The sequence below is a fragment of the Acidovorax sp. GBBC 1281 genome (assembly GCF_028473645.1).
Lineage (GTDB): Bacteria > Pseudomonadota > Gammaproteobacteria > Burkholderiales > Burkholderiaceae_C > Paracidovorax.
In genome coordinates, this window is sequence record NZ_CP097269.1 from 682,660 (window position 1) to 695,552 (window position 12,893).

Sequence of the window (12,893 nt, forward strand, 5' to 3'; positions counted from 1 at the left end):
CATCTTGTGCTCGCCGCTCTTATGCCGACAGCGGCGCTTCCTGCATCGCCTCCATCTGCTCGCGCAGCATGTCGACCTGCCCGCGCCAGTAGTCGCTGCTGCCGAACCAGGGGAAGTTGATCGGAAAGATCGGGTCGTTCCAGCGGCGCGCCAGCCAGGCGCTGTAGTGGATCAGCCGCAGCGTGCGCAGCGGCTCGATCAGGGCCAGCTCGCGCCGGTCGAAGGGGCGGAACTGCTCGTAGCCGTCCAGCAGCGCGGACAGCTGCACGGTGCGCTGGCGGCGGTCGCCGGACAGCAGCATCCACAGGTCCTGCACGGCCGGGCCGGTGCGCGCGTCGTCCAGGTCCACGAAGTGCGGGCCGCCGCCGGGCCGGTCGGTGGGCGTCCACAGCACGTTGCCGGGGTGGCAGTCGCCGTGCAGGCGCAGCGGGCGTGCATCCTTCAAGGCAAACGTGCCGCCTGCCGGGGTATTCCATGCACTTTGCGCTATTAATTTAATAGCATCTTCGCAGGCGCTGCGCCAGGCCGACTGCTGGTCCAGCGGGATGATCTCCTGGGCCAGCAGCCAGTCGTGCGGCTCCTGAGCAAAGGTGGCCGCGTCCAGCGCTGGGCGCAGCGCGAAGGGCCGGGCTTCGCCCACGGTGTGGATGCGGGCGAGGAAGCGGCCGATCCACTCCAGCACCTCGAAGTCGTCCAGCTCCGGCGTGCGCCCGCCGCGCCAGGGGCTGACCGAGAACGCGAAGCCCGCGTGCTGGTGCAGCGTGCGGCCCTGCAGCACCAGCGGGGCGACCATGGGCACCTCGGCCTGGGCGAGTTCGGCGGCGAACGCGTGCTCTTCCAAAATCTGCGCATCGCTCCAGCGGCCCGGCCGGTAGAACTTGGCGACGACGCGGCTGCCGTCCTCCAGCGACACCTGGTACACGCGGTTTTCGTACGAGCCCAGGGCCATGAGGCGGCCGTCGCCGTACAGGTCCACGCTGGCGAGCGCGTCCAGCACGAGGTCGGGAGTGAGGGGCGCGTAGGGATGCGAGGAAGAAGAGGTGGGCTCGGTGCCGGGCAGGTTATCCATGGGGGGCATTGTCGCCCCCGGCCAGTTCGGTGAAGGGCAACTGCTGCTTAACCAGGATGACGGTGCACGGCGCATCGCGCGCCACGCGGATCGGAATGGTGTCGATGAAGCGCTGCAGCGGCACGCCGTGCGTGGCCGCGCCCAGGATCATCACGCCCACGCGGTTGCCCTGGGCGTAGCGCACCAGGGCCTGGGCCACGTCGCTCGCCTCGATCACCTGGTGGCTGGCGCTGTGCCCGGCCAGGTCCAGCCCGGCGGACCATTGGCGCAGGCGCACCAGGTGGCGGCGGTGCAGCGTGGTTTCGCTGCGCTCGCTGTTCGATGCGCTGCTGGCCGAGGGCGAGATCACGGTCACGCAGGCCAGCCGCGCCCCGGGGCGGATGCCCAGCGAGCGCGCCGCCGCCTGGCGCAGCGAGTACAGCGTGGCATCGCTCGCGTCCTCGCCCGGCACGGCCACCATGAGGATGGGCGCCGCCTCGATCTGGCGCGCCGGCAGCGGGCTGGGCTGGTAGTGCATGCCCGCCGCCTTGAGCCAGCGGCGCAGGTGCGCCCGCACGCCCGGCCCGCGCAGGCGCCGGCCGCGTTCGGTGACCGGCACCTGCTCGGGGTGCGTCAGGTCGAAGGCCAGGTGCGCGGCCGACGGATAGCGCTGCGCGGCCTCGGGCTCCAGGCAGCGCAGGATGATCTCCTGCAGCCACTCGGGCACCTGCGGCCGGTGGCGACGCGGCGGCGCGGGTGTCATCCACAGCCGCTGGCGCAGGCCGCCGCGCGTGGTGGGGGCACCGAAGGGCAGTTCGCCCGTGGCCAGTTCGTACAGCATCACGCCGATGGCGAAGAGGTCGCTGCGCAGGTCGCCGCGCACGCCCACCACCTGCTCGGGCGCGATCCAGGCGGGCGAGCCCACGGCCTCGCGCATCTCCTCGGCCAGCAGGTCGGGGTAGTGGGCGTGGCACGAGAGGCCGAAATCCAGCAGCACTGCGCTGCCGTCCGCGCGCAGCAGCACGTTGGCGGGCTTGAGGTCGAGGTGGCACACGTTCTGCTGGTGCAGGCTGTGTGCGGCATGCGCCATGGCCGCGCCCAGTCGGGCCACGGTGGCGGCGTCCGGCAGCTGTGGCAGGTCCAGCCAGTGCTGCAGCGTGTGGCCTTCGATGTGTTCCATCACCAGGTAGGGCAGCCGCGCCAGGTCGCCCGCGGCGACGAAGCGCGGCACGTGGCTGCCGCTCAGCGTGGGCAGGATCTGCAGCTCCACCTCGAAGCCGACGATGGTCTCTGCGCCGTCGCCCGCCGTCATGCGCGGGATCTTCATCGCCAGCGGAAAGCCCGCGTCGCGCACGGCGCCCGCATAGCCCACGCGGTACACGTGCGCCATGCCGCCCGCGTGCAGGCATTCGTGCACGACGAAGCCGTCCACCTCGGTGCCGGGCGCGAGCAGCTTCATGCGGGGCTCCGGGCGGGCCGCGCGATGGCGTGGCTCACCGCCCCAGCTCCAGCCGGTCGGCGAAGAACGCGGGCAGGCCGGCAGCGCGCACGGCGGCCGCGGCCGCGGCATGGTCGTAGGGCACACGGTGGAAGGCGACCGTCGCGGCGTGGTCGTCGAACAGCGCGTACATGGCGCGCACGTCGCGGTCGCGCGGCTGGCCCACGGAGCCCGCGACGCCCAGCCACTGGCGGTGCGGCGGCACCGGCACGGGCACGCCGGGCTGCGGCGCAAAGCGCATCAGCTTGGCGGTGGGCGTGAGGAAATACAGCGCCTGCTCGTGCACGTGTCCGCAGAACACGTAGCGGATGGCGGGGTCGAGCTGGCTGGCCGCAGCCATGCTGCGCTCGGCCGCGCCCGCGTCCTGCACGTAGTGCCAGTGGCTGGGCTGGTCGGCGCTGGCGTGCACCAGCAGCGTGTTCGCGCCCAGGCGGCGCGTGAGCGGCAAGGTGGCCAGAAAGGCGCGGTGCCGGGGCGACAGCTGCGCATGCGTCCACTGCGCGCTCTGGTCGCCCATCTGGGTGGGCGTTGCGGGCGGTTCCAGCGCCGCGACGTCGTGGTTGCCCAGCACGCAGGGCGCGCCCTCGGCCGCCAGGGCCATCGCCTGTTCGACCACAGCCACGGGATCGCCGCCGTAGCCCACCAGATCGCCCAGCAGCGCGAACTGCTCGGCGCCCTGGGAGCGGGCATGCGCCAGGCAGGCATCGAGGGCATGGCGATTGGCGTGGATGTCGGCGAGCAGGGCGATCTTCATGGCGGACGCGCGAGGCAGGGGTCAAGGGTGCGAAAAGGCATCGGCCCGCGGGGGCGGGGCCGCCTGCGATGATGGCTCCGAATGGTGCCATTGGCGGGGGTGAGTGAGCGGGAAGCGCAAAAAAGGTGCAATCGCGCGGGTGTCGCCGTGCATCGCCGCCGGGTGTCGCTGCGGCGCCCCGCTGGCGCTCGCTTCGACGGAGTGATTTGCTATATTTTTGGTAGCAACCGAGGCAGATAAAACCCCGGCATCACGGCCAATCAGGCCATGGAGGCGTACCGGGCACCACGCAAAAGCCCCCCGGCCGCGTCGGATCGCGGCCGGAGGGCTTTTTTCAGGCCGATGCCGGTCAGGCCAGCGTGATCGTCACGTCGATGTTGCCGCGCGTGGCGTTGGAGTAGGGGCAGACCTGGTGGGCGGCGTCCACCAGTTGTTGCGCCTGGGCGCGGTCCAGGCCGGGCAGGCTGACCTTCAGGCGGGCGGCGATGCCGTAGGCGTTGGGGATCTTGCCCAGGTCGACTTCGGCGTCCACGGACACGTCCTGCGGCACGGCGATCTTCAGTTGGCCGCCCACGGCCTTCAAGGCGCCAATGAAGCAGGCGGAATAGCCGGCGGCGAAGAGCTGCTCGGGGTTCGTGCCCGTGCCGCTGGTGCCGGGGGCGGAGAGCGTCACGTCCAGGCGTCCGTCATCGGTGCGCGAGGCGCCGTCGCGGCCGCCGGTGGTGTGGGCGCGGGCGGTGTAGAGGACTTGGTCGAGCGATGGCATGGTGATTCCTTTGCAGTGAATGCCCGCGGTGCGGGCGGTTGAGGGACAAAAAAGACAACGAAAGCGAGAACGAAAAAGCGGTGAGGACGGCGCCGCTAGCCGGAGCCGATCCGGCGGCGCAGCTGCTGCAGCTGCCGGGTCAGCGCCGTGAGTTCGGGCAGGGTGCACTGGCTGCTTTCCAGCACGCAGGCGGGAATGGCTTCGGCGCGGTCGCGCAGGGCCCGGCCGGCGGGGGTGAGCGTGGTGCGCACGCGGCGCTCGTCCTGCGCATCGCGCAGCCGCGACACCAGGCCCGATGCCTCCAGGCGCTTGAGCAGCGGGGTGAGCGTGCCGGAGTCGAGGAACAGGCGCTCGCCCAGTTCGGAGACGGTGATGCCGTCGCGCTCCCACAGCGACAGCATCACCAGGTACTGCGGGTAGGTGAGGCCGATGGACTCCAGCAGCGGCTTGTAGAGCTTGGTCATCGCCAGCGACGCGGAATACAGCGCGAAGCAGACCTGGTTGTCCAGCTGCAGCAGAGCGGGGCTGGGCGTGGAGACCGGGTGGGCGAGGGCGTCGGGGCGGGGCATGGGCTGGATTGTGATGCCCAATTCAATTGCGCGCAATTGAATTGGGCATCACCCCATCAGCGCTGGGGGCTTGACGAGCGGCGTGCAGGCGGCAGCGTCGAATGGGTGTATCGCGGGGCGGTGGAAGGCGGCTGAACGTGTGTGCCCTGCTGCCGAGGGTATGCGTCAAAACGGCCCTCACCGCAATGAGTACTAGGGCATGTTGCTATTAAAAATATAGCAATCATGGCCTGACCCGTCGGAGGGGGCCGGGGCTGCCCATGCCCCGGGGAAGGTCAGTACGCGTACACGCCGTGCCCGGTCTTGCGGCCCAGGCGGCCGGCGGCCACCATTTCCTTGAGCAGCGGGCAGGGGCGGTATTTGCTGTCGCCGAACTCGGTCAGGTACACGTTCATCACCGCCAGGCACACGTCCAGGCCGATCATGTCCGCCAGCGCCAGCGGGCCGATGGGCTGGTTGCAGCCGAGCTTCATGCCCGCGTCGATGTCCTCGGGCGTGGCCAGGCCCTCGGCCAGCACGAAGAACGCCTCGTTGATCATCGGCACCAGGATGCGGTTGACCACGAAGCCGGGCGCATTCTTCACGGTGATGGGGCTCTTGCCCAGCGACTCGGACAGGGCCTTCACCGTGTCGTGCGTGGCATCGCTGGTCTGCAGGCCGCGGATGATCTCCACCAGCGCCATCATCGGCACCGGGTTGAAGAAATGCATGCCGATGAAGCGGTCGGGCCGCGACGTGGCGGCGGCCAGTTGCGTGATGGAGATCGACGAGGTGTTGGAGGCGATGATGACCTCCGGCGCCACGATGGCGTCCACCTGCTTCAGGATCTTCACCTTGAGCTCGTGGTTCTCGGTGGCCGCCTCGATCACGATCTGCGCGGCCTTGAGGTCGTCGTAGTTCGTCGAGGTGCGGATGCGCGAGAGGGCCGCGTCCTTGTCGGCGACGGTGATCTTTTCCTTCTTGATGAGCCGGTCCAGGCTGCCGGCCACGGTGGACAGGCCCTTTTGCACGGCGGCCTCCGAGATGTCCACCATCACCGCGTGGATGCCCGACACGGCGCAGGCCTGCGCGATGCCGTTGCCCATGGTGCCTGCGCCGATGATGCCGACGGTCGTGATCGTCATATAAAGTCTTTCCGGCCAAATAGCCAAATCAAAAAAACAGGGGTTGCGCGGATCGGCGTGATCGTATCGGCAATCGCGGGCGGCGCATTGTTGCTGCCGTTGCTGTAGGCATTCGGCAAGTGCTGCGCAATACCGCACTCCCTAGGCATGGGCATGTGCTCTGCGCGCGCACTGGCGTCTGATCGATGAGGTGATCTGTCGGGCAGGCGCGCGACAACCTTGTCGCCGCGTTCCTCTCTGGGTTTGGAATGCACAACGATAGATTGTTCGCCCGGTAAACCAATGGTTCGTGAAGTCTGGGTTCTGCCCAATCGAAGCGGCAAAAATCCAACGACTGGCTTGGCGCGTGGTCAGATAAACACGGCTGTCAACCTATTCGGGCACTCTATGAAGTCATCCATTGTTAGTCGAGAAACCCCGGTTCGTGGTGCAAAGGAAACGGCGGCGGCACCGTCGACGCGACCGGCCTCGACTTCCCGACCATCTGCAACGACTGTCGATGATTCTTCGCCTCTGAACAGACGCTCGCCTCTCCGGGGTGACGGGGCACTGCGGCCCAGGGTGAAATCGCCATCCTATCAACGCAGTCCGCAACATGTTTCCAACGAAGAGAAATCAGGATTCCATCGGGCTTCGTCGCCATCGTCTCGGCCGCCTCTTGCGCCCACCTCGCGCAGTTCTGCAACCCACACCGCCCTTGAATCACCGGCAACCTTCGGACGACTCGGCAACATGAAGAATGTGGTCGGCGTGATTGATCACAGTGCGGGCGAAAAACCGGACCCACGCTTGGGCCCTCATTTCCGCCTGTCGCTCGCTGAGCCCATGGTTCAATGCGCCGATGGCATCGTTCGCCGGTTCCCTGCTGGAGCGCGCAGTGAACACATTGCCTCGGGCGAGATTCACGATGTTCCGTCCCATCGGGTCACTCATCACATCGCGGGAATCGAGGTTTCTGCAGACTTCAAACAGGCTGCCTTCATGGTCGAGGGCTTTCCGGTAAGCCCTGCCAAGATGGGAGCATTCACTGTTTATCCCATGCCAGGAGGGCGATTCATGGTCCCTCAACCGGGCGCCAATGATTGCGCGAGTGCTTGTGAGTTGATGATGCTCCTCGATAACGGGGTTGCATCGATCGGTGGCAATTCGCCTCCACTACCTATGACGGGAGTACGTCGGAACGATCACGAAATCATGGCGACGCTCCAAGAGAAAACGGGCCGTACTCCTGTCAAAGTCAAACACGAGATCAATTACAAAACAGGCCTGTTCGGGGGAACACACGCCAGCAGGAAAGAGACTTGGCGGGATTTATCCCAAAAAATAGATGAACTGGGATCCTGCATTCTGACCAAGAACGGACACGATGTGATGCTCGACAAAGTGCGGGAAGACAATGGGAAGTTCTTCTTGACGATCAGGGATCCCTACCATGGCACATGCATGGAATTTGAAGACTCCGCTGAATTCTTTCCAAGTCTGTCGGGTTCGAAAAAAGCGGTCGTTGTAGAAGCCATTTTTCTGGGAAAGGCGTCATAGCAGGAGCGCGCGTTGCGAGGCACTGAAAAACCGTTGCCGGGGCTTTCAGGTTGCCCGGCCGTCGCTCGCTGTCAGGCCTGGAACCGCTTGCGCGTGAGCGCCAGCGCCGTCCAGAACGCTACCACCGTGGTGACCACCAGCACCAGGCCGTGGCGCAGCGGGTGCGCGGGCCACTGGTCCATGAACAGCGGGCGCACCAGCTCCACCGCGTTGGCCAGCGGCAGCCAGTCGGACACATGGCGCACCACGGCGGGCAACTGCTCGCGCGGGAAGAACACGCCCGACAGGAACATCATCGGCGTGAGCACCAGGGTGAAGTAATAGGTGAAGAAGTCGTAGCCCTTGGCCAGCGCGTTGAAGATCAGCGCGATGCTGGAGAACATCACCCCCACGAACAGCAGCACGGGCCAGGCCACGAGCAGCTTGGGGCTGTGGCTGATCTTCAGCGCCAGCATCACGCCCAGGATGGCGGTGACGGTGAACACGGCCTTGAAGGCGGCCCACAGCATCTCGGCCAGCACCACGTTGTCCAGGCTGACCGGCGCGTTCATGATCCCGTCCCAGGTCTTTTGCACGTGCATGCGCGAGAAGGCCGAGTACAGCGCCTCGAAGCTGGCCGCGTTCATGGCGCTCATGCAGATGGAGCCGCTCGCCAGGAACAGGATATAGGGCACCTGCGTGCCCCCCACGTTCACCTGGCCCACCAGCGCGCCCATGCCGTACCCGAAGGCGACCAGCCACATCAGCGGCTCGGCGATGTTGCCCACCAGGCTGGGGATGGCCAGCTTGCGCCACACCAGCAGGTTGCGCAGGAAGACGGGCCACCAGCGGGCGGACAGCTCGGGCGCGCGCCAGATCGAGGGGGTGGCCGGTCGGGCCGGCGTGGCGGGGCTGGGGTGGGGGGCGGTGGACATGGCGCTATTGTGCGGCGGCCGAGCGACGGGCCGCGGCCGGGCTCACAGCACCTTCACCGCCCGGCCGATGTACTGGATCGGGCCGGTGGGCTTGCCGATGGGCGAGCCGCTCGGGGGCTCCAGCGTCAGCTCAAACAACTGGTTGGGCTGCAGCGGCGGCAGCTTTTCCAGCGCCAGCTGCAATGACTGGCCGGGCTGGACCAGTCCCAGCGAGACCGGCCCGCTCCAGCTGTCGGCCTTGGTCCAGAATTCCAGCGCGTGGCCCGCGGGCACTTCGGCCACGCCCAGCGGAATGAGCTGGAGCGCGCTGGGCGAACTCGCCTGCACGACCCAGCCGGGCGCCTTGTCCTGCGGTGCCACCAGCACCACCATGAACTGCGGGGGCACGGCCTGCGGCGCCACGCGGGTGACCAGCACCGCGGCCAGCACGGCCGCCATGGCAAAGCCCGAGCCCGCCAGCCCGCGCCACAGGCCCAGGTGGTTCCACCAGTTTCGGGAAGGCCGGGCCGGCGCCGGCCGGGGCGCTGGTGACGCGGCCGGTGAATGGGAATGGGCGGCTGGCGCGCTGGCCTGTGCGCCGTCGGCGGCCTGCAGCGAGGCATCGATGCGCGTCCACAGCTGGGCCGGCGGTGCGATCGGCTCGGCCAGCCCGGTCAGCGGCAGCAGCCGCGCTTCCCAGTCGGCCACGGCGCGCTGCAGGGCCGGGTCCGATGCCAGGCGCTGCGCCACGCGGGCGCGGGCGGCGGCGGACAATGTGCCCAGCACGTACTCGCCGGCCAGCAGGTTCAGGTCTTCGGGCACGGCGGGATGGGGGATCGGCGCGGTCATGCCATGCACTCCCGCAGCGAGGTCAGGCTGCGCCGTATCCACGCCTTCACGGTGCCCAGCGGCGCGCCCAGGCGTTCGGCGATCTCGCCGTGCGAGCAGCCATCCACATAGGCGTGCAGCACGCAGTTGCGCCGCGCCGGGTCCAGGCCCTCCAGGCAGTGCTGCAGGCGGCCCAGGCTGGCGTTGAGTTCGAAGGCTTCCGCGATCTCGCGGTGGGCCTGCACCGACTGCTCGGCCTCCAGGGCCTGCACGGTGTCGTCGTCCACGTCGAGGTGGCGGCCCGCATCGCGCACGGCGTTCAGGGCCAGGTTGCGCACCACGCTGTAGATCCAGCCGCGGGCGCTGCCCCGGCTGGCATCGAAGCTGCCGGCGCGCGTCCAGATGTTCACGCAGGCGTCGTGCACGATGTCCTCGGCCAGCGCCCGCTGCCGCACGATGCGCCAGGCCACGCCCAGCAGGCGCGGCCCCTCGTGCTCGTACAGGCGGCGCATGGCCTGCCGGTCGCCCGCCGCGCAGCGGGCCAGGGTGGCTTCGTAGTCGAAGTCGTCGTCAGCGGCAGGCGTGGAAGGCAAGGGGCGGTGGCTCCAGCGGTCGAAGGCCGGGCGCTGGCGTCGATCGGCCGCCCGGAACGTGGGCCGCATGGTAGCCGACATGGCCGTGCTCCAAAGGCTTTCAACCCTGAAAGATCCGCCCCGGGCCGTCAGGCGGCCTTCCAGAAGATGTAGTCGGCCTGGTACTTCACGGTCTGGCGGTCGCCCTTGTTGGTGGCGGTGCAGGCCGCGGCCGGGGCGACGCCGCCCTTGAGCGCCACGCGCTGGATGAAGGTCACGCCCGTCAGCGCGCCCGAGCCCATGGCCGGGTTGGCCTTCACGAGCTGGTAGGGCAGGTTGCCGGTGCCGGCCGGGGCCACGGCCAGCTGCGTGGCGGTGACCTTGGAGCCGTCCTGCGCCTCCCAGGTGGCGGGCGGGCCGTAGTACGTGCCCACCTGCTTGCCGCTGCGGTCGTTCAGCACGGCCTTCGGTCCCACGAACACCCATTCGGTCTGACCGGGCATGTTGGCCTTGTCGCGGCATTCGTAGGTGATGTCGCCCACGCCCACGGTTTCCCAGGCCACCTTGTTGCCGGCCGGCACCTTGATCGACTCGGGCAGGCTGTCCTGCGAGAACTTCGGGCCCGATGCCGACATGGAGCCGCAGGCCGCGAGCAGGGCCGCGGCGGCGATGGCGCCGGTCAGGGGGATGAGGCGAGAGAGCGTTGGCTGGATGGTCATGGCGTTTCCCTTGTCTTCGGTTGGGTTGAAAAAAGCAGCAGCGATCTCCGCTGCTGCAGGTACTACCCATGGGAACGCCGTTTGGATGCAGGCCGCGCGAAATATTTTTTTCGAAAGCCGCGCGGCCCGGCTTTTTTACCAGGCGGCCGGTTCAGCCGTCTTCGCGGATCTGCCGGCCGGTGAGCTTCAGGAACAGGTCTTCCAGGTTGGCCGGCCGGTGCAGCGTGCGCAGGTGCCCGTGCATGCTGAGGGCGGCCAGCAGCGGCCGGGCGTCGTGCGTGTAGAAAAACACCGTCTCGCCGCTCACCTCCACGCGGGCGGCGAGCGGGCGCAGGGCGGCGTCTTCGGCCAACGCCACGGCGCCCACGCCGAACAGTTCCACCACGTCGGGCTCCAGGTGCTCGGCGATCAGCTCGCGCGGGCGGCCTTCGGCGATCTTGCGGCCGTGGTCCAGCACCAGCAGGCGCGAACACAGGCGCTCGGCCTCGTCCATGAAATGCGTGGTCAGCAGGATCGACTTGCCCTGCTGCACCAGCAATTGCAGGCGCTCCCACATCAGGTGGCGGGCCTGCGGGTCCAGGCCGGTGGTGGGCTCGTCCAGCAGCAGCAGGCGCGGGTCGTTCACCAGGGCGCGGGCCAGCGACAGGCGCCGCTTCATCCCGCCCGACAGCTCGCCCGGCTTGGCGCCGGCCTTGTGCGTGAGTGCCGCGAACTCCAGCAGGCGCGGCACGCGCTCCTGCATCACCGCGCCCTTGAGCCCGAAGTAGCGGCCGAAGATGCGCAGGTTCTCCGCGCAGGTGAAGTCCGGGTCCAGCGTGTCGAACTGCGTCACCACGCCCAGCTGCGCCTTGATGGCCAGCGCGCCCTGGGGCATGGCCAGCGGCGTGCTGGCCCCTTCCGGGTGGAAGTGCACGCTGCCGCCGTTGGGCGCGGTCAGGCCCAGGCACATGCGGATGGTGGTGGTCTTGCCGGCGCCGTTGGGGCCGATGACGCCCAGGCATTCGCCGGGCGCGATGGAGAACGAGACATCGTCGACCACCGTGGCATCGCCGTAGCGCTTGTGCAGGTGATCGATCTGGAGAAGGGGGGGATGCGCCATGGGCGTCTATTATTGTTCGCCGTCCTCCGGGACCGCGCCCCCGTTTTTCCCCGACCCTTCTTCTCCATTCCATCCTTTCACCTGCTATGACCACTCTTGGCACCCCCCTTTCGCCCTCGGCCACCAAAGTCATGCTGCTCGGCTCGGGCGAGCTGGGCAAGGAAGTCCTCATCGCCCTGCAGCGCCTGGGCGTGGAGACCATTGCCGTGGACCGCTACGAGAACGCGCCCGGCCAGCAGGTGGCCCACCACGCGCGCACCATCACCATGAGCGATCCGGCCCAGCTCAAGGCGCTCATCGAGGCCGAGCGGCCCCACCTCGTGGTGCCCGAGATCGAGGCCATCGCCACGCCCATGCTCGAAGAGCTGGAGGCCGCCGGCACCGTGCGCGTGATTCCCACCGCGCGCGCCGCGCGCCTGACCATGGACCGCGAAGGCATCCGCCGCCTGGCCGCCGAAACGCTGGGCCTGCCCACCAGCCCCTACCAATTCTGCAATTCGCTCGAAGAGCTGCAGGCGGCCATTGACGGCGGCATCGGCTACCCCTGCATCGTCAAGCCCGTGATGAGCAGCTCCGGCAAGGGCCAGAGCAAGATCGACGGCCCGGCCGACGTGCAAAAGGCCTGGGACTACGCCATGGCCGGCGGCCGCGTGAGCCATGGCCGCGTCATCGTCGAAGGCTTCATCGACTTCGACTACGAGATCACCCTGCTCACCGTGCGCGCGCTCGGCGAAGGCGGCCAGCCCGAGACGCACTTTTGCGAACCCATCGGCCACATCCAGGTCAGCGGGGACTACGTGGAAAGCTGGCAGCCCCAGCCCATGCGCCCCGCAGCCCTGGAGCGCGCCCGTGAGATCGCCAAGGCCGTGACCGACGACCTCGGTGGCTATGGGCTCTTCGGGGTGGAACTGTTCGTGAAGGGCGATGCCGTGTGGTTCAGCGAGGTGAGCCCCCGCCCGCACGACACGGGCCTGGTCACCCTGGCCACGCAGGTGCAGAGCGAGTTCGAGCTGCACGCGCGCGCCATCCTGGGCCTGCCCGTCAACACCGCCCTGCGCAGCCCGGGCGCCAGCGCCGTCATCTACGGCGGCATGGATGCGCAAGGCATCGCATTCGACGGCGTGGATGAGGCCCTGCGCGTGCCGAACACCGACCTGCGCCTGTTCGGCAAGCCCGAGAGTTTCGTGAAGCGACGCATGGGCGTGGCGCTGGCGTTCGATGCCGATGTCGAGGTGGCGCGGGAGCGGGCCAAGCTGGCGGCCGGCAAGGTCAGGCCGCGCAAAGCGTAAGCATCGGCATTCACACCACCGGTCCGACCGCGGGGGCGGGGCGCTGTTGTCGGGGTCCGAATCGAAACGGCAGGCATGCGCGCGATCCCAGGAGTCGCGCAGCGTGCCGGCTCCTCCAGAGCTTGGCCTCCTTGCTTGGCGCCGCCATGGCGCGCCCCTTCATCGCAACGGAATGGGAAAGCACCCGTTCCTGGC

Annotated in this window: 14 protein-coding genes; 2 read left to right on the forward strand and 12 right to left on the reverse strand. The window is 68.4% G+C overall.

Annotation, left to right across the window (positions count from 1 at the left end):
- Positions 1–19: 19 nt before the first annotated feature.
- The 7 genes from M5C96_RS03120 to M5C96_RS03150 all read right to left on the reverse strand — a co-directional run bounded on the left by M5C96_RS03120 (position 20) and on the right by M5C96_RS03150 (position 6,013).
- Positions 20–1,069, reverse strand: a complete 1,050-nt coding sequence (locus M5C96_RS03120) for a serine/threonine protein kinase (RefSeq protein WP_272567088.1) — start codon at positions 1,067–1,069, stop codon at positions 20–22.
- A complete protein-coding gene (locus M5C96_RS03125) occupies positions 1,062–2,507 on the reverse strand; it encodes a bifunctional serine/threonine-protein kinase/universal stress protein (protein WP_272567089.1) in 1,446 nt (481 codons plus the stop codon). Before M5C96_RS03125 ends, M5C96_RS03120 begins: the two co-directional genes overlap by 8 nt.
- A gap of 34 nt (positions 2,508–2,541) precedes the next feature.
- Positions 2,542–3,300 carry a metallophosphoesterase family protein gene (locus M5C96_RS03130; protein ID WP_272567090.1) on the reverse strand — a complete coding sequence of 253 codons (759 nt, stop codon included), beginning with the start codon at positions 3,298–3,300 and terminating at the stop codon, positions 2,542–2,544.
- A gap of 349 nt (positions 3,301–3,649) precedes the next feature.
- Positions 3,650–4,066, reverse strand: coding sequence for an organic hydroperoxide resistance protein (locus M5C96_RS03135; protein ID WP_272567092.1), 417 nt, complete (start codon positions 4,064–4,066; stop codon positions 3,650–3,652).
- A gap of 95 nt (positions 4,067–4,161) precedes the next feature.
- Positions 4,162–4,635 carry a MarR family winged helix-turn-helix transcriptional regulator gene (locus M5C96_RS03140; protein ID WP_272567094.1) on the reverse strand — a complete coding sequence of 158 codons (474 nt, stop codon included), beginning with the start codon at positions 4,633–4,635 and terminating at the stop codon, positions 4,162–4,164.
- A gap of 275 nt (positions 4,636–4,910) precedes the next feature.
- Entirely contained in the window at positions 4,911–5,759 is an 849-nt protein-coding gene (locus tag M5C96_RS03145; protein ID WP_272567095.1) for a 3-hydroxybutyryl-CoA dehydrogenase, read from the reverse strand.
- Complete coding sequence (locus M5C96_RS03150) at positions 5,756–6,013, reverse strand: hypothetical protein (RefSeq protein ID WP_272567097.1); 258 nt, start codon at positions 6,011–6,013, stop codon at positions 5,756–5,758. The genes M5C96_RS03145 and M5C96_RS03150 overlap by 4 nt, the downstream gene beginning before the upstream one ends.
- Positions 6,014–6,491: 478 nt before the next feature.
- On the opposite strand from M5C96_RS03150, the gene M5C96_RS03155 reads away from it, so the two are divergent.
- On the forward strand, positions 6,492–7,298 hold the full coding sequence (locus M5C96_RS03155) for a hypothetical protein (RefSeq protein ID WP_272567098.1): 807 nt from the start codon (positions 6,492–6,494) through the stop codon (positions 7,296–7,298).
- Positions 7,299–7,369: 71 nt separating this feature from the next.
- Here the strand turns inward: M5C96_RS03155 and M5C96_RS03160 are convergent, their stop codons facing one another.
- From M5C96_RS03160 to M5C96_RS03180, 5 genes are all read right to left on the reverse strand, one after another.
- Positions 7,370–8,212, reverse strand: a complete 843-nt coding sequence (locus M5C96_RS03160) for an ABC transporter permease (RefSeq protein WP_272567099.1) — start codon at positions 8,210–8,212, stop codon at positions 7,370–7,372.
- A 42-nt stretch (positions 8,213–8,254) separates the two neighbouring features.
- Positions 8,255–9,040 carry an anti-sigma factor gene (locus M5C96_RS03165; protein WP_272567100.1) on the reverse strand — a complete coding sequence of 262 codons (786 nt, stop codon included), beginning with the start codon at positions 9,038–9,040 and terminating at the stop codon, positions 8,255–8,257.
- The gene (locus M5C96_RS03170; RefSeq protein ID WP_272567101.1) at positions 9,037–9,693 is read right to left on the reverse strand and encodes a sigma-70 family RNA polymerase sigma factor; all 657 of its coding nucleotides are present in this window, start codon (positions 9,691–9,693) and stop codon (positions 9,037–9,039) included. Before M5C96_RS03170 ends, M5C96_RS03165 begins: the two co-directional genes overlap by 4 nt.
- A gap of 47 nt (positions 9,694–9,740) precedes the next feature.
- A complete protein-coding gene (locus M5C96_RS03175) occupies positions 9,741–10,310 on the reverse strand; it encodes a DUF3455 domain-containing protein (protein ID WP_272567102.1) in 570 nt (189 codons plus the stop codon).
- A 151-nt stretch (positions 10,311–10,461) separates the two neighbouring features.
- Complete coding sequence (locus M5C96_RS03180; protein ID WP_272567105.1) at positions 10,462–11,409, reverse strand: ATP-binding cassette domain-containing protein; 948 nt, start codon at positions 11,407–11,409, stop codon at positions 10,462–10,464.
- 86 nt (positions 11,410–11,495) lie between these two features.
- Between M5C96_RS03180 and purT the strand changes: the two genes are divergently transcribed.
- Entirely contained in the window at positions 11,496–12,698 is a 1,203-nt protein-coding gene (gene purT, locus M5C96_RS03185; protein WP_272567108.1) for a formate-dependent phosphoribosylglycinamide formyltransferase, read from the forward strand.
- Positions 12,699–12,893 lie beyond the last annotated feature (195 nt).